The 21,589-nt window shown below is 62.5% G+C and carries 19 protein-coding genes; 3 read left to right on the top strand and 16 right to left on the bottom strand.

The window, feature by feature from the left end; all coding sequences use genetic code 11:
• Positions 1-174: 174 nt before the first annotated feature.
• Positions 175-927, bottom strand: a complete 753-nt coding sequence (locus IFT80_RS14240) for a tellurite resistance TerB family protein (RefSeq protein ID WP_192102592.1) — start codon at positions 925-927, stop codon at positions 175-177.
• 303 nt (positions 928-1,230) lie between these two features.
• Here IFT80_RS14240 and IFT80_RS14235 point away from each other — a divergent pair, with 303 nt between their 5' ends.
• On the top strand, positions 1,231-2,844 hold the full coding sequence (locus IFT80_RS14235) for a glucan biosynthesis protein D (RefSeq protein ID WP_122475070.1): 1,614 nt from the start codon (positions 1,231-1,233) through the stop codon (positions 2,842-2,844).
• Positions 2,845-2,921: 77 nt separating this feature from the next.
• On the opposite strand, the gene IFT80_RS14230 is transcribed toward IFT80_RS14235, so the two are convergent.
• From IFT80_RS14230 to IFT80_RS14220, 3 genes are all read right to left on the bottom strand, one after another.
• Positions 2,922-4,028, bottom strand: a complete 1,107-nt coding sequence (locus IFT80_RS14230) for an NADH:flavin oxidoreductase/NADH oxidase (protein WP_192054608.1) — start codon at positions 4,026-4,028, stop codon at positions 2,922-2,924.
• 140 nt (positions 4,029-4,168) lie between these two features.
• The gene (recJ, locus tag IFT80_RS14225; protein ID WP_122475073.1) at positions 4,169-5,878 is read right to left on the bottom strand and encodes a single-stranded-DNA-specific exonuclease RecJ; all 1,710 of its coding nucleotides are present in this window, start codon (positions 5,876-5,878) and stop codon (positions 4,169-4,171) included.
• Positions 5,879-5,935: 57 nt separating this feature from the next.
• Positions 5,936-6,475: a YaeQ family protein gene (locus tag IFT80_RS14220; protein ID WP_122475075.1), complete on the bottom strand. Its 540-nt coding sequence runs from the start codon at positions 6,473-6,475 to the stop codon at positions 5,936-5,938.
• A 180-nt stretch (positions 6,476-6,655) separates the two neighbouring features.
• Between IFT80_RS14220 and IFT80_RS14215 the strand changes: the two genes are divergently transcribed.
• Positions 6,656-7,567, top strand: a complete 912-nt coding sequence (locus IFT80_RS14215) for a TIGR02285 family protein (RefSeq protein WP_244652135.1) — start codon at positions 6,656-6,658, stop codon at positions 7,565-7,567.
• 36 nt (positions 7,568-7,603) lie between these two features.
• Here the strand turns inward: IFT80_RS14215 and IFT80_RS14210 are convergent, their stop codons facing one another.
• Positions 7,604-7,894 carry a DUF3509 domain-containing protein gene (locus IFT80_RS14210; RefSeq protein WP_122475077.1) on the bottom strand — a complete coding sequence of 97 codons (291 nt, stop codon included), beginning with the start codon at positions 7,892-7,894 and terminating at the stop codon, positions 7,604-7,606.
• Positions 7,895-8,169: 275 nt separating this feature from the next.
• Between IFT80_RS14210 and IFT80_RS14205 the strand changes: the two genes are divergently transcribed.
• The gene (locus IFT80_RS14205) at positions 8,170-8,808 is read left to right on the top strand and encodes a response regulator transcription factor (RefSeq protein ID WP_244652432.1); all 639 of its coding nucleotides are present in this window, start codon (positions 8,170-8,172) and stop codon (positions 8,806-8,808) included.
• A gap of 40 nt (positions 8,809-8,848) precedes the next feature.
• Here IFT80_RS14205 and IFT80_RS14200 read toward each other — a convergent pair whose 3' ends face one another.
• From IFT80_RS14200 to ffh, 11 genes are all read right to left on the bottom strand, one after another.
• On the bottom strand, positions 8,849-9,316 hold the full coding sequence (locus tag IFT80_RS14200; RefSeq protein ID WP_163007386.1) for a response regulator: 468 nt from the start codon (positions 9,314-9,316) through the stop codon (positions 8,849-8,851).
• A gap of 105 nt (positions 9,317-9,421) precedes the next feature.
• Entirely contained in the window at positions 9,422-13,021 is a 3,600-nt protein-coding gene (locus IFT80_RS14195; protein ID WP_244652418.1) for an ATP-binding protein, read from the bottom strand.
• Between the two features lie 134 nt (positions 13,022-13,155).
• Positions 13,156-14,565, bottom strand: a complete 1,410-nt coding sequence (thrC, locus tag IFT80_RS14190) for a threonine synthase (RefSeq protein WP_192058665.1) — start codon at positions 14,563-14,565, stop codon at positions 13,156-13,158.
• Between the two features lie 25 nt (positions 14,566-14,590).
• Positions 14,591-15,895: a homoserine dehydrogenase gene (locus tag IFT80_RS14185; RefSeq protein WP_122475085.1), complete on the bottom strand. Its 1,305-nt coding sequence runs from the start codon at positions 15,893-15,895 to the stop codon at positions 14,591-14,593.
• A 93-nt stretch (positions 15,896-15,988) separates the two neighbouring features.
• Positions 15,989-16,723: a DsbC family protein gene (locus IFT80_RS14180; RefSeq protein ID WP_122475087.1), complete on the bottom strand. Its 735-nt coding sequence runs from the start codon at positions 16,721-16,723 to the stop codon at positions 15,989-15,991.
• A 142-nt stretch (positions 16,724-16,865) separates the two neighbouring features.
• Complete coding sequence (gene xerD, locus IFT80_RS14175) at positions 16,866-17,762, bottom strand: site-specific tyrosine recombinase XerD (protein ID WP_122475089.1); 897 nt, start codon at positions 17,760-17,762, stop codon at positions 16,866-16,868.
• Between the two features lie 195 nt (positions 17,763-17,957).
• Complete coding sequence (rplS, locus tag IFT80_RS14170; RefSeq protein ID WP_043193039.1) at positions 17,958-18,308, bottom strand: 50S ribosomal protein L19; 351 nt, start codon at positions 18,306-18,308, stop codon at positions 17,958-17,960.
• A gap of 42 nt (positions 18,309-18,350) precedes the next feature.
• Positions 18,351-19,103: a tRNA (guanosine(37)-N1)-methyltransferase TrmD gene (gene trmD, locus IFT80_RS14165; protein ID WP_122475091.1), complete on the bottom strand. Its 753-nt coding sequence runs from the start codon at positions 19,101-19,103 to the stop codon at positions 18,351-18,353.
• 3 nt (positions 19,104-19,106) lie between these two features.
• On the bottom strand, positions 19,107-19,643 hold the full coding sequence (gene rimM, locus IFT80_RS14160) for a ribosome maturation factor RimM (protein WP_122475093.1): 537 nt from the start codon (positions 19,641-19,643) through the stop codon (positions 19,107-19,109).
• Between the two features lie 5 nt (positions 19,644-19,648).
• Positions 19,649-19,900: a 30S ribosomal protein S16 gene (gene rpsP, locus IFT80_RS14155; RefSeq protein WP_043193034.1), complete on the bottom strand. Its 252-nt coding sequence runs from the start codon at positions 19,898-19,900 to the stop codon at positions 19,649-19,651.
• A 257-nt stretch (positions 19,901-20,157) separates the two neighbouring features.
• Positions 20,158-21,540: a signal recognition particle protein gene (gene ffh, locus IFT80_RS14150; protein ID WP_122475095.1), complete on the bottom strand. Its 1,383-nt coding sequence runs from the start codon at positions 21,538-21,540 to the stop codon at positions 20,158-20,160.
• Between the last annotated feature and the right edge of the window lie 49 nt (positions 21,541-21,589).

Genomic DNA, 21,589 nt, shown 5'->3' with positions numbered 1-21,589 from the left:
ACGAAAAATCGCCTGAGTATAGCCCTACCTCAGACGATTTCGCGCTGGTACCTGACTTTCCTTCATCCGCGAGGGTATTGCCAGTTACTGGTAGATCAATGCGCCACTATTGCCGACCAACGTAAGTTCCGGCAGATGAGTGGCGGCGTCAGCCTTCGGACCTGACGTCCGGGGTCAGACGGCTTCGACTTCGGCCTGACGCACCTGCTTCTCCAGTTCGAGCTTGAGCGCAGGGTCGAGGGCCAACTGCTTGGCCAGCTCGTCTAGATAGGCACGCTCCATGAAGTGCTCCTGATCCACCATCATGACGCTGGCAATGTACATTTCGGCAGCGATCTCCGGAGTCTTGGCTGCCCGCGCCACGTCTGCCGGGTCCAGCGGCTTGTTCAGTTCGGCGTGCAGCCACTGCTGCAGTTCGTTGTCCGAATCCAGGCGGGTGAATTCGCCTTCGATGAGCTCGCGCTCGCGATCATCCACATGGCCATCGGACTTGGCTGCTGCCACCAGCGCCTTGAGGATAGCCTGGCTGTGTTCCTCTACCTGCTGGGGTGGCACTCGGTCGACCGTCTGCGGTTCGCCTCGAGGGGCGTTCTGCTGCTGGGCCTGCCAATTGCCGTAGGCCTTGTAGGCAATCACGCCCAGTGCCGCCAACCCACCGTAGGCCAAGACCTTGCCACCGTACTTGCGCGCGCTCTTGTTGCCGAGCAGCAAGCCCATGGCGCCGCCGGTCAGTGCGCCCTTGCCGCCGGACAGCAGGCCACCCAGCGCGCCGCCCGCACCGCCCTTGCCCGAGAGCAGGCCGCCGAGCGCGCCGGCAACACCACCGGTGCTACCGGCACCGCCCAGGGGGGAAGAACCGCCGCCCTTGTTCTTGAGCAGTTCCTGGCCGGATTTGAACAACTGGTCGAGCAAGCCACGCGTGTTCATTTTTTGGTCTCGTCAATGGGAGATACGTTTGACGAGAGTAAGGGCATTCCGTTGCCTGGCTCGCACGGTGATTTGCTTCGGGATGTTGCGCAAAGGCTTGCTCTCAACACTGCGCCTCGACCACCGATCTCGCTGTCGATACAAAGTGCACGTGAAAAAATTTTTACAGGAGTTTGCGAACACATCGGTCATTACGGTATCTGTGTACAGTTCTCTGCGTTTGGACAAGGCAGGCCCAAACCTTCCTACTTGAGCCTCGCCGGTCGCTTGGAGCGACCGAGGTTGATTCAGAACAGGTTATCTATGCACCGCAGGCACCTTCTGAAAGCGTCGATGGCCCTCGCGGCCTATACCGGACTGTCCGGCACCGGATTGTTCGCTGCCCAGGCCCTGGCCGCCACCGCCGACGGCGAAGCCGAACCGTTCACTTTCGACATGCTCAAGGCCCAGGCCAAGAGTCTCGCCGCGCAGGCTTATGTCAGCAACAAGCAGACCTTGCCGCCGACCCTGGCAAACATGACCCCCCAGCAATTCAATGCAATTGCCTACGACGCCAATCATTCGCTGTGGAACGACCTCAAGGGCCAACTGGACGTGCAGTTCTTCCATGTGGGCATGGGGTTCCGCACGCCGGTGCGCATGTACAGCGTCGACGCCGGGCGCAAACAAGCGCGTGAAGTGCATTTCCATCCGCCGCTGTTCGACTACAAGAACACCACGGTGGATACCTCGCAGCTCAAGGGCGACCTGGGCTTTGCCGGCTTCAAGCTGTTCAAGGCACCCAAGCTCGACCGCCATGACGTGGTGTCCTTCCTCGGCGCCAGCTACTTCCGCGCCGTCGATGCCACCGGGCAGTACGGTCTGTCCGCGCGCGGCCTGGCCATCGACACCTATGCCAAGAAGCAGGAAGAGTTCCCCGATTTCACCAAGTTCTGGTTCGAAACGCCTGGCAAGGACAGTACCCGCTTCGTGGTTTACGCCCTGCTCGACTCGCCCAGCGCCACCGGCGCCTATCGTTTCGACATTGACTGCCAGGCCGAGCGCGTGGTGATGGACATCGACGCGCACATCCATGCGCGCCAGGACATCGAGCAACTGGGCGTGGCGCCGATGACCAGCATGTTCAGCTGCGGCAACCACGAGCGGCGCATGTGCGACACCATCCACCCGCAAATCCACGACTCCGACCGGCTGGCCATGTGGCGCGGCAACGGCGAATGGATCTGCCGGCCGTTGAACAACCCGGACCGGGTGCGCTTCAACGCCTTCGCCGATGTCGATCCAAAAGGCTTCGGCCTGATCCAGACCGACCACGACTTCAGCAACTACCAGGACACGGTCGATTGGTACCACAAGCGCCCCAGCCTGTGGGTCGAGCCCACCACCGCCTGGGGCGAAGGCTCCATCGACCTGGTGGAACTGCCGACCACCGGTGAAACCATGGACAACATCGTTGCCTTCTGGACACCCAAATCACCGGTCAAGGCCGGCGATGCCCTTAATTTCGGTTACAAACTGTACTGGAGCGCCCTGGCGCCGATCGGTACACCGCTGGCCCGCGTTGCAGCGACGCGCTCGGGGATGGGCGGTTTCACCGAAGGCTGGGCACCGGGTGAACACTATCCGAATGTCTGGGCGCGGCGTTTTGCCGTGGACTTCGCCGGCGGCGGGCTTGAATCGCTGAAAACGCCGATCGAGCCCATCATCACGGCTTCGGGTGGCAAGGTGCAGGACGTTCAGGTACTCGAGCTGCCCGACATCAAGGGCTTCCGCGTGCTGTTCGACTGGTACCCGACCAGCGACAGCGTCGATCCGGTGGACATGCGCCTGTTCATCAAGACCCAGGGGCGTACCCTCAGCGAAACCTGGCTCTATCAGTACCTGCCGCCCGCAGCGGAGAAACGCAAGTACGTGTGATGCGCTGACCTCAGCCAGCATCCTCGCCCGCCCTTTTTGCGGGCGAGGATGACATCACCGAAACGCCGCAGCGCCACTCAGTCGCGAAGGTCCGATTCCACAATCGGCTGGTCGCGATGGGTGGCGCGCTGGTACTGGGCGGGCCATGTGGCCAGACGACCACCCAGGTCTTCGTCGGCGTGCAGCGGCCAGTACGGATCACGCAACAGCTCACGCGCCAGCAGGATGACGTCGGCCTGGCCAGTGCGCAGGATGTGTTCGGCCTGCGCGGGATCGGTGATCATCCCGACGGTGCCCGTGGCAAGATCCGCCTCTTTGCGGACTCGCTCGGCAAAGCGCGTCTGATAACCAGGCCCGGTCGGGATCTCGGCATTGGCCGAGGTACCGCCCGACGACACGTCGATCAGATCCACGCCCAGCGCTTTCAGGCGCTTGGCCAGCTCGACGGTCTCGTCCGGGTTCCAGCCGTCTTCGACCCAATCGGTGGCCGACACACGCACGAACACGGGCAATTCTTCAGGCCAGATGTCGCGAATCGCCTGGGTGACTTCCAGAGTGAGACGGATGCGATTTTCAAAGCTGCCGCCGTAACTGTCCTGACGCTGGTTACTGATCGGCGACAGGAACTGGTGCAGCAGATAGCCGTGCGCCGCATGCACCTCGACTACCTTGAAATTGGCGGTCAGCGCGCGACGAGTCGCGTCGACGAACGCCTGGATGATGTCCTTGATGGCTGCTTCATCCAGTGCGGTCGGCGCGGTGTGCTGCGGGTCGAAGGCGATACGCGACGGGCCCACCGGCACCCAGCCGCCTTCATTGACAGGCACGCTGCCATGCTTGCCCAGCCAAGGCCGCCAAGTGCTGGCCTTGCGCCCGGCGTGGGCCAGTTGGATGGCCGGCACCGCGCCTTGCGAGGTAATGAAGCGGGTGATGCGCTGCAGCGGTTCGATCTGCTCGTCGTTCCACAGGCCCAGGTCTTCAGGCGTGATGCGACCCTCTGCCGTCACCGCGGTGGCCTCGGTGAAGACCAGACCGGCACCGCCACTGGCGCGACTGCCCAGATGCACCAGGTGCCAGTCGTTGGCCAGGCCATCGACACTGGAGTACTGGCACATCGGCGATACGGCGATGCGGTTGCGCAGGGTCAACTGGCGCAGGGTATAGGGTTCGAGCAACATGCTCATCGGGCACCTCGGTTGGCAGTTTCAGATGGGACGAGAAGCGTCCGCTCGAACACGGCTGCGGACGTGCCTGTCTCGTTCTCGAAGACTAGTCGACAACCGAGCCGCGAGCGTGGTTCCGCGGCCGAGCAGGGTCGTACGGCTCAGCGCGGCTCGATGTGGGTAATCAGCAACTGCACCGTTTCCCGCCCGCGGAACTCGTTGAGATCCAGCTTGTAGGCCAACTGCACCCAGCGTACCGATGGATCGGGCCACACCTCGCGGTCGACGCCGAACGCGATGCCGTCCAGGCTGACGCTGCCGCACTCGGTCTTGAGCGTCACCTTCAGGTGTCGCTCGCCAACCACCCGCTGCTCCACCAACTGGAACACCCCATGGAACATCGGCTCCGGGAAATGTTGCCCCCACGGGCCGGCATTGCGCAGGGCGCGCGCCAGCTCCAGATGGAATTCCTCGACGCCCAGGGTACCGTCCGACAGCAGGCGCCCGGTCAGGTCTTCCTCGCACAGCTGGGTGCGCACCTGCGCGTCGAATGCCTCGCAGAACGCCGGGAAATTCTCCTGCGGCAGGGTCAGCCCGGCGGCCATCGCATGCCCACCGAACTTGCTGATCAATTGCGGATGCCTGGCCGCCACCGCGTCCAGCGCGTCACGGATATGGAAGCCCTGGACCGAGCGTGCCGAGCCTTTGAGCAGCCCGTCACCGGCGTCGGCGAAGGCAATCGTCGGGCGGTGGTAGCGCTCCTTGAGACGCGAAGCGAGGATGCCGATCACACCCTGATGCCATTGCGCATCGAACAGGCACAAGCCAAACGGCATCGACTCCAGCGCCAGGTCCTTGAGCTGAGCCAGGGCCTCACGCTGCATGCCTTGCTCGATCGACTTGCGGTCCTGATTCAAGCCATCGAGCTGCGCCGCGATGGTCTGGGCGCTGGGCAGATCGGTGCTCAGCAGGCACTCGATGCCCAGGCTCATATCGTCCAGGCGGCCGGCTGCGTTGAGTCGCGGCCCGAGAATGAACCCCAGGTCGGTCGAGGTGATACGCGCATGCTCTCGGCGTGCCACTTCAAGGATTGCCGTGATGCCCGGCCGCGCACGGCCCGCACGAATGCGCTCCAGGCCCTGGTGCACCAAGATGCGGTTGTTGGCGTCCAGCGGCACGACGTCCGCCACGCTGCCCAGTGCCACCAGGTCCAGCAGCTCGCCGATATTGGGCTGCGGCACCTGTGCATAGCGGCCCAGCTGGCGCAGCCGCGCCCGCAGTGCCATCAGCACGTAGAAAATCACCCCGACGCCCGCCAGATTCTTGCTGGGGAACTCGCAGCCTGGCTGGTTGGGGTTGACGATGGCATCAGCAGCCGGCAACTCGTGCCCCGGCAAGTGGTGATCGGTGACCAGCACCTGCAGCCCGGCAGCCTTGGCCGCAGCCACACCTTCGACGCTGGAAATGCCGTTGTCGACCGTAACCAGCAATTGCGGCTCGCGCTGCAGGGCGACTGCGACGATTTCCGGGGTCAGGCCATAGCCATACTCGAAGCGATTGGGCACCAGGTAGTCGACGTGAGCGGCGCCCAGCAGGCGCAGGCCGAGCACACCGACCGCGCTTGCCGTGGCACCGTCGGCATCGAAATCGCCGACGATCAGGATGCGCTGGCGCTGGTCGATCGCCGTCACCAGCAGCTCGACGGCGGCCTCGATGCCCTTGAGCCGCTGAAAGGGAATCAGGCGCGCCAAGCTCTTGTCCAGCTCCTCTGCGCTCGACACGCCACGTGCCGCATAAAGACGATTCAGCAAGGGCGGCATGTCGCCGAGGAAAGGCAGGGTCTGGGGCAACTGACGGGGTTCGATGCGCATGGGGCCTGGGGCGGTTCTCACTGCAAGACAAAGGAAGAAGGTTGAAACCTGGGCGGCCTAGCGCTCGCCCAGCAGCCACTCGAGCTGGACTTCGTGCTGACCGCGGTCATCGGTGACGAACACCGTGCCCTCGCTGATCATGACGTCCCACTTGATGACCCGCGGCATATCCTTGGCCAGGGTCTCGAGCACCTCCTGAGGCACCGCGGCGATGTTGACGTTCTTCAGGTTCTTCACCGCATCGACCACCTTGGTCTGCCATACGCGCAAACTGCCGTAGGCCAACAGGCTGGTGCGTTCGGTACGCCGCGAACACCAGGTCAGGCGATCGGCATCGGGCAGGCCGACTTCGATCCAATGCAGGATCCGGCCATCCAGGCTCTTTTCCCACAAGGCAGCCTCGTCGACATCCGACAGACCACGGCCGAAAGACACCTGCTCGTTGTACCACAGCGCGTAGGCAAGCAAGCGCACGGTCATCCGCTCTTCGGTTTCCGAGGGGTGACGCGCGATGGTCTGCTTGACGGTCTGGTAAACGCTGCGGTCAAGATCGGTGAGGTTGAGTTCGAATTTGTAGGTGGTCGACGGCTGGGCCATTAGGCAGGCTTCTTGGGGACAGGAAAAGGCCGACAGTCTACCCGATGCGGGCCCGATCAACGACCACCACGGGGCAGTGCGACCCTGCGGCACGTTTTGATCATGGGTCCGGGTGTGGTAAAGATGGCGCAGTGTTTCAAAAACGGACACCCACGCCCCACACCCCGCGCAAGGAATGCCATGGACTCGTGTTCCAGAACTCTGCCGCCCAGCAGCCTTCTCCTGGCACTGGCGGTGTGCTCGTGCCTGCTCACTTCACCGCTCGCCCATGGTCGCGAGACCATTACATGGCTGCTGCGCGACCTGGCGCCGCTGACCATCGCCAGCGGCCCGGCGCGTAATCTGGGCGCCGTCGACCTGGCCCTGCCGTTGTTGCGCGCAGCCTTGCCCGAGTACGACCACAATGTCCTCAGGGTCAATCGGGCGCGTGCCTCGCAGATGCTTGGCGAACCCGGCCTCAACTGCGACCCTGCGCTGCTCTGGACCGCACAGCGGGCGCGCAGCATTCTTTATTCCGTGCCCAGCATGAATGTGCTGAGCAATATGCTGATCATGCAGCGCGGCGACCTGCCGCTGATTGCCGAGTTCATGCGAGACGGCAAGGTCGACCTGGGCGCGCTTCTACGCAGCAGAACCCTGGCCCTGGGCATCATTGCCGAGCGCAGCTATGGCCCTGTGGTGGACCGGATTCTCGCCGACACCGACAGCTATCAGCTTCTGGCCCATCATGGCAACGACGCCATGGGCAGCCTGCTGCGCATGGAAAGACTCGGCCGGATCAAGGCGCTGCTCGGCTACTGGCACGAAGCGCGCTACCAGGCACGTCAGGAAGGTCTGGATCCGGAACAGTTGGTGCAAGTCCCCATCGAGGGCTCAGCGCGCTCGCAGTTCATTCATGTCGGTTGCTCCGACAGCCCTGCCAGCCGGCGCGTACTGACAGCACTGAATTCGGTGTTGCTGGACCTCAGGAACGGTCAGTTGGCAGATTTCTACGCCCAATGGCTGGCGCCCGCCGAACGGCCGGCGTACTTGCGGGAAACCACTGCGCTGTTCGATGCCCAGCGCAAAGAGGCCATGAGCAGTCAGCGCTGAGTGAGGATTACACAGGCGGCCATCCATCGATGAATGTCAGACCAGCGCGTGGCTGAAAGCGGCATTTTGCGAAACATTGCGCAGCGCCGCGATCATCGACGGCTCCAGCCGCCCTTCTGCCACCAGAAGATCGCGGTGCAGACCATCGACCACGTCGGTAAACGAACGCAGATCCTCGAACTGACTGCGGTTGACCAAACGCTTGGTCACCACGCTCCCAGCCGCGCTCATCACCACGACCTGGCAATTGCCAAGGCTATCCTGCCCTTCGAGCGTCACGCGATACGGCGTCAGGGCTTCATTGAGCAACAGGCTGATATTCTTCATCGCATCACCACTCGTCTGTTCGAATTCTTAAGGTGCATGACACTGACCCCTGCCCTGCGAAAAAAGTTCTGAGCAAGCCGTGTCAGACTATTACCGAGGTTGCCGATAGAATATGACAGCGCGAATGTAGGACATTTCTGATTATTAGATTTGGCGCCTGCATGCTTAGAAATGGACTACAAAACAGATCAGGAATGGACCACAGGTGTGCCAGAATTCATCGCCTGATTTGCCCGTCACCGGAGCCTGCCTTGACCGACCCACTGATCGCCCCGCTGCGGATCGTGCTGGCCGATGACCATCCGATCTTTCGCGTTGGCCTGCGCGCCGTACTGGAACGAGACCCCGGTTTGCGCGTGGTGGCCGAAGCCTCCTCGCCGGAGGAGCTGACACGCTGCCTGGGCGAAACCGAATGTGGCCTGTTGATCACCGACTTCATGATGCCCTCCACGGAACAGGGCGATGGCCTGCGGCTGATCGCCTACGTTCGCCGGCATTGGCCAAAGGTGCCCGTGCTGGTGGTGACCATGCTGACCAACCCGGGTCTGTTGCGTTCGATCCTCAACCTGGGGGTAGCTGGTTTGCTGGGCAAGGCCAGCCTGGTGAACGAACTGCCCACGGCGATTGCCAGCCTCAAGCGCAACAAACCCTACGTGGCGCAATCGGTGAAGAGCATCCTGGCACTGCCCAGCGATACCCCCGCAAGACGGATCACCGGCCATGTCGACCTGTCACCTCGCGAGCTCGAGATAACGCGACTGCTGGCGCAGGGGCTCTCGGTCAACGAAATCGCCGCGCAGCTCAACCGCAGCAAGCAGACGATCAGTGCACAGAAAGTGAGCGCCATGCGCAAGCTGGGCATCGGCAACGATGCTGCGCTGTATATCTACCTGCAGGCTCACGGGCTGAAATGAACCTGGCCGCGGCAGATGTGCGCAGGGTAGGCGGGCCGTTCTAAGGACGCAAAGGCAAAGACCAGGCGCCCTCGAAGTGACTGATTTCGTGCACTTCCGGCAGGGGCAACAAGGCCCGTGCGCTCATGCTTCGCTGGTAATCCTGCAACAGGCCATGCACTGCTGCGGCCGACACCGGTGTGTGCAGTACGCCCAGCAGCGGTAGCCGATGCTGCCGCGCCAATGCCGTGAACGGTTCCACCGGCTGTGACCCATTGCTGTAGATGACCAGCGCCCGTGCCAACCCGGTTGCGGCCAGATGGCCGATCAGCTCGCCCATGTCCAGGCCGGCCACGGTCATTTCGCAGATGACAATGTCGACGCCCTGGCGCTTCTCCAGCGAAAGGCATGCCGCGTTGAAACTTTGCGCGGTCAGGACATCGAACACGCCACACGCATTGAGCACCTGATGCATGGCGATCAGCTGGTACGGAATGTCTTCAAGCACCAGAACTCTGAGCGAACGCATGAATGAAACCTCGAGTGAGCGCATCGAGCTGCGCATTGACGGGCACTCTAAAGGGCAAGCGGCACGCTTGGGATAGGACAAGTCCGAAAGTTTCCGAGAATTTTCCTAGCAGCGTGCTATCGCCGTTGCCAGCCTGGCGATCTCGCGATTCAGCTCAGCAGCGTGAACGGTCAACTGTTCATCGCTGCCCGACCGGCAGCATGCGTTCACCTTGGCCAGCACGCGTGCCAGAGGTGCGGCATCGATCAAACAAGCGATGCCGTGGAGCCGATGAAGCACTTCGTGCAGCCGCACACGATCGAGCGTCTCGACGCTTTCTGCCAACGTCTGGCTTTCAGCCTCAAGGTTGCGCGAGAGCTCATCGAGCATTCGCCTGATGACCGCGTTATCCGCCTGGGTCAGGTGATGCAGCGCCTGCATGGAGAATGCCGGGCCTTGCTGCATGTCGGCGATGATCTGCGCCAGCTTGTCCAACGCTATCGGCTTGACCAGCAGTTCGTCCATGCCCGCTTCGGCGCAGCGCAACCGCTCGTCCTGCATGGCATTGGCGGTGCAACCGATGAGCCTGACCGGAGGCGCGGCGGACGCGGCCTCCTGCAGGCGGATGGCTTTGCACAAGGCATGGCCGTTCATGCCCGGCATATTGCAGTCGGTCAGCACCAGATCGAAATGCCCGGCCTGCCAGGCCGCCAGCGCACTCACACCGTCGCTGGCGTCCTGCACCCGGTGCCCGAGGAACTGCAACTGCTGGGTCAGTACCATCCGGTTAGCCGACAGATCGTCCACGACCAGTATGTCCAGTGCGGCGCTGTCGGGCCGAGCGTGCACGGTCGGCATCGCGTCCTGTTCAGCCTGATGCCGCACCTCGATCTGCACTTCCACCCGTGTCCCCTCGCCTTCGGTGCTGTGCAGGCTGATCGTGCCACCCATCAGCTGCACCAGCTGCTTGCAGATGCTCAAACCCAAGCCGGTGCCGACCGATTCCTGCTGCACATCCACGTTACCCTGGACGAACGGCCTGAACAGCCTGGCCTGTTGAGCGGGCGTGATGCCCGCACCTGTGTCGCTGACGGTAATGGTCATGTGCCACTGGCCTGAACTGAGTGGCTGCGCCGCGACCGCCAGGCTCACGCTGCCCTGGCGGGTGAACTTCAAGGCGTTGCCGAGCAGGTTGTGCACCACTTGCCGCAATCGCAGCGGATCGAACCAGAACGCGCTGGCCACGCCCGGCGCAATATCGAGGTGCAGCGCTACGCCCTTGCGCTGGGCCTGGGCCGAGAACAGGCTAAGCATGCCCTCGAAGAACGGCCTCACTTCGGTTACCTGCTCGGCCAGCAACATGCTGCCCGATTCGATCTTCGCCAGGTCCAGGCTGTCGCCGATCAGGGCGATGAGGTCCCGCGCCGAACGCCAGGCCACTTCCAGCGCCTGCGACACTGGCTGGTCGTCACGCTTGCGCCGTTCACGCTCGAGCTCGAGCAGACCGATGATGGCTGCCATGGGCGTACGGATCTCATGGCTCATGGTCGCCAGAAAAGCGCTTTTGGCCTGGTTGGCCTGTTCGGCAATGTGCCGCGCTTCGACCAGTTGGTCTTCCAGGCGCTTGCGTTCGGAGATGTCGATCCAACCACCGAGCAGGCCCTGCAACTGCCCCTCGGCGTTATAGAACGGCACGATCCATTGCCAGGCGTGAACCTTGCGGCCGCGCATCTGGATCTGCCGATCGGTCGACACCGGCTGCTGATCGTCCAGCAGCCTGAGGTAGTCACGGTGCATCTGCTGCGCTTCGTCGGCATTGACCACGGCGACTTCCAGCAATGTACGACCCTTGATGTCCTGCAGACGGGTGGCAAAGCTCTGCTCGTAACTCTTGTTGCAGGACAACAGCCGCGCCTGCAGGTCGCGGACATAGATGGGCCCGGGAATGCCATCGAGCAGCGCGTGCTGGAATGCCAGCTGATCGTTGAGTGCCTGCTCGGCCTTGAGCCGCTGACGAATCTGCGCCTTGAGTCGACCACTCCACAACAGCGACACCGCGCCCAGCACCAGCGCTGCTGCCAGCAGCCAATAGACCCAGGTGGCAATGCGTTGCCACATGGGCTCTGGAGGCACTACCGCACCCAGCCACTTCAGGCGCGCTGCACGCAGTTCCGCGACCGGATAGGCCTCCAGCGCCTTGTTGATGATGGACGTGAGCTCGGGTTCCGAGGCACGAATGGCAAAACGGTCGGGCGACCATTCGCCGTCGACATTGCGTCCGACCTTGAGCACGCCGGGCGGATAACGGCCGACCGCGCGATAGGCGCCGACTTCACTGTCGATGGTGGCATCCGCTTCGCCGCTCGCCACCATCTCGCGCGCCTTGTCGTAGGTGCTGACCAGGCGCAGCTTGATGTGCGGGTACTGGCTGCGGATCGCGCTTTCCAGGGCGTGCTCGGCCGGAATCGCCAGGACCTTGCCGGCCAGCTCGTCCAGATGACCGATGGGCAGGTCCTCGGCGCGCACGATGAACACCCAGCCCTGGCCACCGAACGAATGGCTGAAACTCAGGAAGGCCTTGCGGTCCGGCGTTTCCGAGAGAGTGGTATTCATATCGGCCTTGCCAAGCTTCAGCATTTCCAGGCTCTGGGCCATCGAGTTGGAAGGCAGGTAGACGAACTGCAGTCCCGTCATGTGCGACAGCGTTGCCAGCACTTCACTGTTGAGCCCTACCCAGTTTCCCTGGCGGTCCCGGTACAGGTAGGGAGGATACTGCGTCGCGACCACACGCACCTGGCGGTGCCGGGCGATCCAGGCTTGTTCGGCAGGCTCCAGCGGTACCCGATGGTGGCCGATTTCCGACCCCAGCCCGGTGGTCCAGCGGGTCAGGATCTCGCGGCGCAAACCATCGTCGAGGCTGGCCAGGGCCCGCTCGACCATCTGCCCCAATATCGGATCGGCCTGGCGACTGGCGATGGTGTAACCCACGGGTGGCAGACCGCTGGGGCCGACGATATCCAGAGCCAGGTAGGGTCGCAGTGCGTTGTAGGCGCGCACGATCACCTCGTTGCTGATCATGGCGTCGACATCGCCCTGGTGCAGCGCCTGCAGGCCACTGCTCAGGCTGGGTGCGACCACGATGCGGCTGTCGGGATACACGCGCTGCACCGTGGCATCGTCGGCATAGCCATCCACCAGCGCGACCTTCTCCCCGGCCAGGCCGCTGCTGTGCTTGCTGCCCGCGCGCCGTACGATGACGCCGCGATCAGGCATGTACTCCTTGGAAAAGGCCAGGCCGTCGATGGCCTGTTCGAAGGCATTGGCGCTGGTCAGCAGATCGATTTCGCCATCCTTGAGCGCCTGCACCGCCTCGCTGCGCTGGGCAAACCCCAACACCCGCAGATCGACCCCCAGGCGGCTGCCGATCAGGCTCAGGTAGTCGGCACTCACACCTTGATAGCGGTTGCGATCGCTGGTGATGTCGATGGGTTCGTGATCGGCCAGGGAAACACCCACCCTGAGCGTGCCGTGGCGTTGCAGCCACTGCTGTTCGGTGCTGGAAAGGGGCAGTGGAGAAAGCTGCGCGAACGGTGCAACCAAGGCGAAGGGCAGGCTTTGGGCAGCGAACGCCAGGCCGGGCGAAAGCATGGCAACCGCCATGAACAACCCCGCCATCCACGCCGTCACCCCTGCGAGCGTGAGAAACGAGGTCAGTGTGGGTTTCATGCCATGCATCCTTGCCTGCGGGCCAAAGGGGCCCAGGAAAAAGTTGCATAAGCTTGGCACTGTAAAAAGCATAAAGCCCGCATCGGGCGGGCTTTATGTGTTTCAGATCGCGTCAGACGCGAGGCTGCATGCCATCACAGTGGTTTGCCGCGATTGCCATGTTGGCTGACGAAGGCTTGTACGGCCGACAGGTCGTTGGGCAACACGGTGCACTTCTCTTCGCGCTCGAACAGATCGACCAGGTGCGCAGGCAACTCCAGGGCCTTGCCTACGCCGGCCTTTTGCACGGCTTCGGGGAACTTGACCGGGTGCGCCGTTCCCAGCACCACCATGGGCGTGTCGAGGCTGCGACGACACTCGCGCGCCGCGCGTACGCCAATGGCCGTGTGTGGATCGAGGACCTCGCCGCACTCGGCGAACACCTGGGCGATGGTCTCGCAGGTTTGCTCGTCGGTGACCGCCAGCGAGTCGAACAGCTTGCGCGCCTCGGTCCAGCGTTCCTCATCGACGCTGAAACCGCCGCCCTGGCGGAAGTTGTCCATCAGGCCTGCAATGGCCGCGCCGTTGCGACCGTGCAGGTCGAACAGCAGGCGTTCGAAGTTCGACGACACCATGATGTCCATCGACGGCGACAACGTCGCGTGCAGGGTTTGCTTGACGTACTGATTGCCGCTCATGAAACGGTGCAGGATGTCGTTGCGGTTGGTGGCCACCACCAACTGGTTGATCGGCAGGCCCATGTTGCGCGCCAGATAGCCGGCGAAGATATCGCCAAAGTTGCCGGTGGGCACCGAGAACGCCACCGAACGTGCCGGGCCGCCCAGCTGCAGGGCCGCGTGGAAGTAGTAGACGATCTGGGCCATGATCCGCGCCCAGTTGATCGAGTTCACTGCAACCAACGGCGTGCCCTTGAGGAAACTCTGGTCGGCGAAGCTGTTCTTGACCATTTCCTGGCAGTCGTCGAAATTGCCTTCGATGGCGATGTTGTGCACGTTGTCGCCGGTAATCGTGGTCATTTGCCGACGCTGAACCGCAGACACGCGCTCATGCGGATGCAGGATGAAAATATCGACGTTCTCGCAGTGCTTGCAGCCTTCGATTGCGGCCGAACCGGTATCGCCACTGGTGGCGCCGACGATCACCACACGCTGGCTGCGTTTGGCCAGTACGTAGTCGAGCAGCCGCCCCAGCAGCTGCAGGGCAAAGTCCTTGAACGCCAGCGTTGGCCCGTGGAACAGCTCCATCACCCACTCGTTACCACCCAGCTGGCGCAAAGGTGCGACGGATGCATGGGCGAATACCGCGTAGGTTTCTTCGAGAATCTTCTTGAAATCGGCATCCGGAATGCTGCCGGTGACGAACGGGCGCATGACCCGGAAGGCCAGCTCGTGATAAGGCAGCCCCGCCCACGAGGCGATTTCTTCCTGGGTGAAGCGCGGCAGGTTTTCCGGGACATAGAGGCCACCGTCACTGGCCAGACCGGCGAGCAGAACCTCTTCGAAGTTCAGGGCCGGGGCCTGACCGCGAGTACTGATATAACGCATTGCGAATTCCTCTGGCAGCTGCCGCTTAGTTCAAGTGCTCGACACGGATGCGCACGACCGGGCCAACCACGCCCTGCAAGGCTTCCAGCGCCTTGATGGCATCATTGATGTGCTGTTCGACGACGCGGTGGGTCAGCAGGATCATCGGCACCAGGCCGTCGTGTTCCTCGACCTCTTTCTGCATGATCGACTCGATGTTGATGCCACGCTCGGAGAGGATGCTCGCCACCTGCGCCAGCACGCCCGGATGATCCTTGGCTTGAATGCGCAGGTAGTAGGCGCTTTCGCAGGCCTCGATGGGCAGGATCGGGTGAGCGGAAAGCGAATCCGGCTGGAAGGCCAGGTGCGGCACGCGATTCTCCGGGTCCGAGGTCATGGCGCGGACCACGTCGACCAGGTCGGCGACCACGCTCGAGGCAGTCGGCTCCATGCCCGCACCGGCACCGTAGAACAGGGTTGAACCGGCCGCGTCGCCGTTGACCATCACTGCGTTCATCACGCCATTGACGTTGGCGATCAGACGGTCGGCCGGGATCAGCGTCGGGTGCACCCGCAGCTCGATACCGCGCTCGGTGCTGCGCGCCACACCCAGATGCTTGATGCGGTAGCCCAGGGCTTCGGCGTAGTTGACGTCGGCCGTGGTCAGGCGGGTGATGCCTTCGGTGTAGGCCTTGTCGAACTGCAGCGGAATGCCGAAGGCGATGGACGCCAGAATGGTCAATTTGTGCGCCGCGTCGATACCTTCGACGTCGAAGGTGGGGTCGGCCTCGGCATAACCCAGGGCCTGCGCTTCGGCCAGGACGTCCTCGAAGGTACGGCCCTTCTCGCGCATTTCGGTCAGGATGAAGTTGCCAGTACCGTTGATGATGCCCGCGACCCAGTTGATGCGGTTGGCCGAAAGACCTTCGCGAATGGCCTTGATCACCGGGATGCCACCCGCCACGGCGGCTTCGAACGCAACGATCACGCCCTTCTCGCGTGCCTTGGCGAAGATCTCGTTGCCGTGCACTGCAATCAGCGCCTTGTTGGCGGTGACCACGTGCTTGCCGTTTTCGATAGCCTTGAGTACCAGCTCGCGCGCGATGCCGTAGCCACCGATCAGCTCGATGACGACATCGATATCCGGGTTGCAGGCCACGGCGAAGACATCGTTGGTAATGGGGGTACCGGCGATCTGGCAATTGGGGTTCTGCGAGCGCATCGCAATCTGCGCCACTTCAATACCGCGCCCGGCACGGCGGGCAATCTCCTCGGCGTTGCGCTGAAGTACGTTGAAGGTGCCGCCACCGACGGTACCTAACCCACAGATGCCTACTTTGACCGGTTTCACTCTGAACTCCCCATGAAACGACCGCCTCGATGACGGTCGTGATACTGGCCGCAGGCCGTGAGCCTTCGGCTATTGATGACGTGCGAGTGCCACTCAGCCTTTCGCGTCGAGAGCCAGCTTGGCGACGTTGGCGGCCGGCTGGTAACCCGGAATGACCTGACCGTTCTCCAGCACGATGGCTGGCGTGCCGGTGACGCCGATCGACTGGCCCAGCTCGAACTGCCTGGCCACCGGGTTGGCGCATGAAGGCGCCTTGATGGTGTCGCCCGATACCATCTTGTCCATCGCTGCCTTGCGGTCCTTGGAGCACCAGACAGCCTGCAGCTGTTCGTCACCGGCCGACTTCAAGCCCTGGCGCGGGAACGCCACGTAGCGGACCTCGACACCCATGCGGTTCAGCTCGGGGACTTCGGCGTGCAGCTTGTGGCAGTACGGACAGGTGGTATCGGTGAAGACCGTGATGTGCGACTTGGTTTCGCCCACCGCGGGGTACACAACGGTATCGGCTACCGGGATCGCGTTGACGGTCTTGGCAATGGCCAGTCGCTCGGTTTTCTCGGTGAGGTTGACCGGCTTGCCGTCCTGGATCTGGAACAGGTAGCCCTGCATGACGAACTGACCGTCGGCGCTGGCGTAAAGCACGCGACCGCCCTTGAGCTTGACCTCGTACAAGCCGTTGAGCGGACTGGCGGCGACGCTTTCGATCGGCACTTCCAGTTGCAGGGTCTGCAGGGTCTTGCGAATCGCTTGTTCCGCAGCCGGGTCGGCAACGGCAAAGGTGCTGGCCAGCGCAAGGGCTGCGGCGGCGAAAAGGCGGGTCACGCGCATGGGAACTCCTGGAGCGACGGACTTGAGGGGCGGTGGACGATCAGCTCGTCACAGCCCGCTGCATAAACCGGGCAAGCCTACCACATTCATTGGCCAAGACCGACTCTGGACAACCCTCGACACAGCCTTGGAGCACGTTGTTTCATCCGCGCGGATGATGCCTGGCATGAAGCTCCTGCAGACGCGCGCGTGCCACGTGGGTGTAGATCTGCGTGGTCGACAGATCGCTGTGGCCGAGCAGCATCTGCACCACGCGCAGATCCGCACCGTGATTGAGCAGATGCGTCGCGAAGGCGTGGCGCAGCGTGTGCGGCGACAGCGACTTGGCGATGCCGGCGACCTGGGCCTGATGCTTGATCCGATGCCAGAAGGTCTGTCGCGTCATCTGCTCGCCGCGCTGGCTGGGGAAGACCACGTCGCTGGGCCTGCCGCCGAGCAGTTCGTGACGTCCGTCGCGCAGGTACCGCTCGACCCAGACCACCGCTTCCTCACCCATCGGCACCAGGCGCTCCTTGTTGCCCTTGCCCACCACGCGCAATACACCCTGGCGCAGATTGACCTGGTCCAGGGTCAGGCTGATCAACTCGGTCACGCGCAGGCCGCAGGCATACAGCACCTCGAGCATGGCGCGATCCCGCTGGCCGATCGGCTCGCTCAGATCGGGCGCCTGCAATAACGCTTCGACGTCGGCTTCGGACAACGATTTCGGCAACGGTTTGCCCAGTTGCGGCATGTCGATCTGCAGCGTCGGGTCGGCACCGATCAGCTTTTCGCGCAGCAGGTAGCGATAGAAGCCGCGCGCGCCCGACAGCAGGCGTGCCGTGGAGCGCGCCTTGTAACCCTGCTCGACCCGCCAGGCCAGGTGATCGAGCAGTACATCGCGGCCCGCCGCCTCCAGCGCGATGCCGCGCTCGTGCAACCAACCATTGAACAATGCAAGGTCGCTGCGGTAACTGTTGCGGCTGTTTTCCGATAGGCCTTTTTCCAGCCACAAGGCATCGAGAAATTGGTCGATCAGGGGGTGGTCGAGGGCAGGCATCGCAATCGCAGGGCTGTGGGGGTGCGGGGATGATAACAGGGCGCAGCGTCAGGGCGACGCCTTCGGGCAGAGGGCTCGCCGCCCGCCCCCCTCCCACATGAACCTTACCCACCCGTTCACGCTCGCCTACACACTTTCGCCCACAAAAAAGGCAGCCCGAAGGCTGCCTTTTCCTGCATCAGAAACAAACTGTACTCAGGACAGTTTTTCCTTGATACGTGCTGCTTTACCAGACAGGTCGCGCAGGTAGTACAGCTTGGCTTTGCGCACGTCACCACGACGTTTCACGGCCATGCTGTCGATCTGCGGGCTGTAGGTCTGGAAAGTACGCTCTACACCTACACCGTTGGAGATTTTACGAACGGTGAAAGCACTGTTCACGCCGCGGTTGCGCTTGGCGATAACAACGCCTTCGAACGCCTGCAGACGCGAGCGATCGCCTTCCTTCACTTTCACCTGAACGACAATGGTGTCGCCCGGGGCAAAGGGAGGGATTTCTTTGGTCATCTGCTCTGCTTCGAGTGCAAGGATGATTTTGTTGGTCATGCTGTGCTCCTAAGGTAAATCGTCTGACTTACCATCGATACGTTAACTATCGTCCCGCTCGCGGAGGTACTCCGCCAGCAGCTTGTTCTCTTCTCCAGAAAGCGAGCGTCTTTCCAGAAGATCGGCACGTCGTTCGTAGGTCCGCCCAAGGGACTGCTGCAAACGCCAGCGCCGGATGTGTGCATGATTGCCGCTAAGCAATATGTCGGGAACACGCTGATCCGCATACACCTCCGGTCGGGTGTAGTGCGGGCAATCCAGCAGACCGTCGGTGAAGGAATCTTCCTCCGCGGAGTCCGCATGCCCCAAAGCTCCGGGCAGCAGCCGTGTAACCGCATCGATCAGGACCATGGCAGGCAATTCACCGCCCGACAGCACATAGTCGCCAACAGACCACTCTTCATCGACATGAGCTTCAATGAAACGCTCGTCGATGCCTTCGTACCGCCCAGCGATCAGAATCAAGGATTCGGACGTCGCCAGTTGTTTCACCGCACCCTGTACCAGCGGCCGGCCCTGGGGCGAAAGGTAGATCACCTTCGCCGCTTCCCCTGCCGCAGCCTTGGCCTGAACCAGAGCGTCTTCCAGGGGCTTGATCTTCATCACCATTCCCGGACCACCGCCGAAGGGCCGGTCATCCACTGTGTGGTGACGGTCCGTGGTGTAGTCCCGCGGATTCCAGCAGGTCAATTGCAACAACCCCTGTTTCACCGCGCGGCTGGTAATGCCGTACTCGCTGATGGCCGAGAACATCTCGGGGAACAGGGTGATCACTTCCACGCGAAGGGTTGCCATCGCCTAGAAGTCCGCGTCCCAATCCACCCTCATCTCGCCAGCGGCCAGGTCGACCTTCAACACGCATTGCGCCGTATAGGGCAACAGGCGTTCACGATCATCCAGGCTGCCCGCGCAGGGCTTCACCACCATTACATCGTTGGCGCCGGTCTCCAACAGGTGATCGACGGTGCCGAGCAATTGCTCTTGCAGGTCGATGACTTTCAGGCCCTGAAGCTGATACCAGTAGTAGTCATCTTCGGCCAGGTCGGGCAAAAGGCTGCGCGAGATGCAAATCTCGTAACCGGACAGAAGACGTGCTTCGTCGCGATCGTCCAGGCCTTTCAACTTGGCAACCAGATCCTTTTGCGTGGATCGGCCGCTGACCAGCTCTACCTGCTTGGTCACGCCTTCGCGCCGGAGCGTCCAGGAGGTGTACTGCAGCAGGTTTTCAATCGGATCGGTAAAGGAAAAGACCTTCACCTCGCCGCGAACGCCGTGTACCGAGAAAATCTTGCCGACGACGATCAAGTCATCAGCGGAATCTGGCGTCGCGTTCATATTGCTCAGGCCGCGGCCTTGGCATTTTCCTTCAGCAACTGAGCAACGCGCTCAGAAGGCTGTGCACCAACGCTCAACCAGTGGTTGACGCGCTCTTGGTTCACGGACAGACGGATTTCCTGACCACGGGCAACAGGGTTGAAGAAACCCACGTGCTCTTTGTGGGAACCGTCACGCGGGTTGCGCGAGTCGGTTACGGTCAGTTGGTAAAACGGGCGCTTTTTGGAGCCGCCACGGGCAAGACGGATGGTTAGCATTGAACATCGTTCCTGTAGTCGGTGCTGCAAATCATAATGCACAGCGGGCACACGGGTGCCCGAAAGGCCGCATATTCTCAAGGAATACACGGACATTTGCAAATGCCTTTTTCCGATAGGTCGAGGCTTGCAGCGAGGATTTGCCTATGAGCCGTTGCAAGCAACGGAGTTTGGCCACATGGCCAGGGTATTCATCGGCACGAGGGATGCGCTTGTGGGAGCAGGCTCCCACAGGGTTCTCGTACCGACGCAATGGGTTACATCTTGGGCATGCCGCCACCGCCGCCGGGCAGCATGCCGCCCATACCGCGCATCATCTTGGCCATGCCGCCCTTGGTCGAGAACTTCTTCATCATCTTCTGCATCTGCTTGTGCTGCTTGATCAAGCGACCGATGTCCTGCACCTGGGTACCCGAGCCCATGGCGATGCGACGCTTGCGCGAGCCGCTGATCACCTCGGGGTCGCGGCGCTCGGCCGGGGTCATGGAGTTGATGATGGCTTCCATCTGCTTGAACTGCTTCTCGGCGACATTCTGGGCGTTGCCCATCTGCGAGAGGTTCACACCGCCGATGCTCGGCAGCTTGTCCATCAGGCCGCCCAGGCCGCCCATGGTCTTCATCTGTACGAGCTGGTCGCGGAAGTCTTCGAGGTCGAAGCCCTTGCCCTTCTTCAGCTTCTTGGCCAGCTTGTCGGCCTTGTCCTTGTCCAGCGACTGCTCGGCTTGCTCGATCAGGCTGAGCACGTCGCCCATGCCCAGGATGCGCGAGGCGATGCGGTCGGGGTGGAACGGCTCGAGCGCTTCGCTCTTCTCGCCCATGCCGATGAACTTGATCGGCTTGCCGGTGATGGCACGCACCGACAGTGCGGCACCGCCGCGAGCGTCGCCGTCGACCTTGGTCAGGATCACACCGGTGAGCGGCAGCGCATCACCGAAGGCCTTGGCCGTGTTGGCTGCGTCCTGGCCGGTCATGGCGTCGACCACAAACAGGGTTTCGGCAGGCTTGACCGCCGCGTGCAGCTGCTGGATCTCGCCCATCATCTCGGCGTCGATGTGCAGGCGCCCGGCGGTGTCGAGGATGACCACGTCAATGAACTTGAGCTTGGCCTCGCGGATCGCGGCGTTGGCGATGTCCACGGGCTTCTGGCTGATGTCCGACGGGAAGAAGGTCACGCCGATATCGTTGGCCAGGGTTTCCAGCTGCTTGATGGCTGCCGGGCGGTAGACGTCTGCCGACACCACCATCACCGTCTTCTTCTTGCGCTCCTTGAGGTAGCGCGCCAGCTTGCCGGCGGTGGTGGTCTTGCCCGCACCCTGCAGGCCGGCCATGAGGATGACCGCCGGCGGGGTCACCGCCAGGCTCAGTTCCTCGTTGGCCGCGCCCATCATCTCGACGAGCTCGGCCTGGACGATCTTCACGAACGCCTGGCCTGGGGTCAGGCTGCGCGAAACCTCCGTGCCGACCGCACGCTCCTTGACCTTGTTGACGAAGTCCTTCACCACCGGCAAGGCGACGTCGGCTTCGAGCAGCGCCATGCGCACTTCGCGCAGGGTGTCTTTGATGTTGTCCTCGGTCAGCTTGGCTTTGCCGGTAACGTGGCGAAGCGTCTGCGAGAGGCGGTCTGTAAGGTTTTCAAACATGTCGCGATCCTTTCTGGCTCTGGTTGAGCCGAGGTTGTGGCGGCAAGAG

It is taken from the genome of Pseudomonas sp. CFBP 8771 (assembly GCF_014841695.1).
Lineage (GTDB): Bacteria > Pseudomonadota > Gammaproteobacteria > Pseudomonadales > Pseudomonadaceae > Aquipseudomonas > Aquipseudomonas baltica.
The sequence above is the reverse complement of the archived record's forward strand: the minus strand, read 5'-3'. Positions and strand labels throughout refer to the sequence as shown.

Coding starts and splice junctions, on each gene's coding strand:
- IFT80_RS14240 (WP_192102592.1), bottom strand. CDS start 927: ATGAACACGCGTGGCTTGCTCGACCAGTTGTTCAAATCCGGCCAGGAA.
- IFT80_RS14235 (WP_122475070.1), top strand. CDS start 1,231: ATGCACCGCAGGCACCTTCTGAAAGCGTCGATGGCCCTCGCGGCCTAT.
- IFT80_RS14230 (WP_192054608.1), bottom strand. CDS start 4,028: ATGAGCATGTTGCTCGAACCCTATACCCTGCGCCAGTTGACCCTGCGC.
- recJ (WP_122475073.1), bottom strand. CDS start 5,878: ATGCGCATCGAACCCCGTCAGTTGCCCCAGACCCTGCCTTTCCTCGGC.
- IFT80_RS14220 (WP_122475075.1), bottom strand. CDS start 6,475: ATGGCCCAGCCGTCGACCACCTACAAATTCGAACTCAACCTCACCGAT.
- IFT80_RS14215 (WP_244652135.1), top strand. CDS start 6,656: ATGGACTCGTGTTCCAGAACTCTGCCGCCCAGCAGCCTTCTCCTGGCA.
- IFT80_RS14210 (WP_122475077.1), bottom strand. CDS start 7,894: ATGAAGAATATCAGCCTGTTGCTCAATGAAGCCCTGACGCCGTATCGC.
- IFT80_RS14200 (WP_163007386.1), bottom strand. CDS start 9,316: ATGCGTTCGCTCAGAGTTCTGGTGCTTGAAGACATTCCGTACCAGCTG.
- IFT80_RS14195 (WP_244652418.1), bottom strand. CDS start 13,021: ATGAAACCCACACTGACCTCGTTTCTCACGCTCGCAGGGGTGACGGCG.
- thrC (WP_192058665.1), bottom strand. CDS start 14,565: ATGCGTTATATCAGTACTCGCGGTCAGGCCCCGGCCCTGAACTTCGAA.
- IFT80_RS14180 (WP_122475087.1), bottom strand. CDS start 16,723: ATGCGCGTGACCCGCCTTTTCGCCGCCGCAGCCCTTGCGCTGGCCAGC.
- xerD (WP_122475089.1), bottom strand. CDS start 17,762: ATGCCTGCCCTCGACCACCCCCTGATCGACCAATTTCTCGATGCCTTG.
- rplS (WP_043193039.1), bottom strand. CDS start 18,308: ATGACCAACAAAATCATCCTTGCACTCGAAGCAGAGCAGATGACCAAA.
- trmD (WP_122475091.1), bottom strand. CDS start 19,103: ATGGCAACCCTTCGCGTGGAAGTGATCACCCTGTTCCCCGAGATGTTC.
- rimM (WP_122475093.1), bottom strand. CDS start 19,643: ATGAACGCGACGCCAGATTCCGCTGATGACTTGATCGTCGTCGGCAAG.
- rpsP (WP_043193034.1), bottom strand. CDS start 19,900: ATGCTAACCATCCGTCTTGCCCGTGGCGGCTCCAAAAAGCGCCCGTTT.
- ffh (WP_122475095.1), bottom strand. CDS start 21,540: ATGTTTGAAAACCTTACAGACCGCCTCTCGCAGACGCTTCGCCACGTT.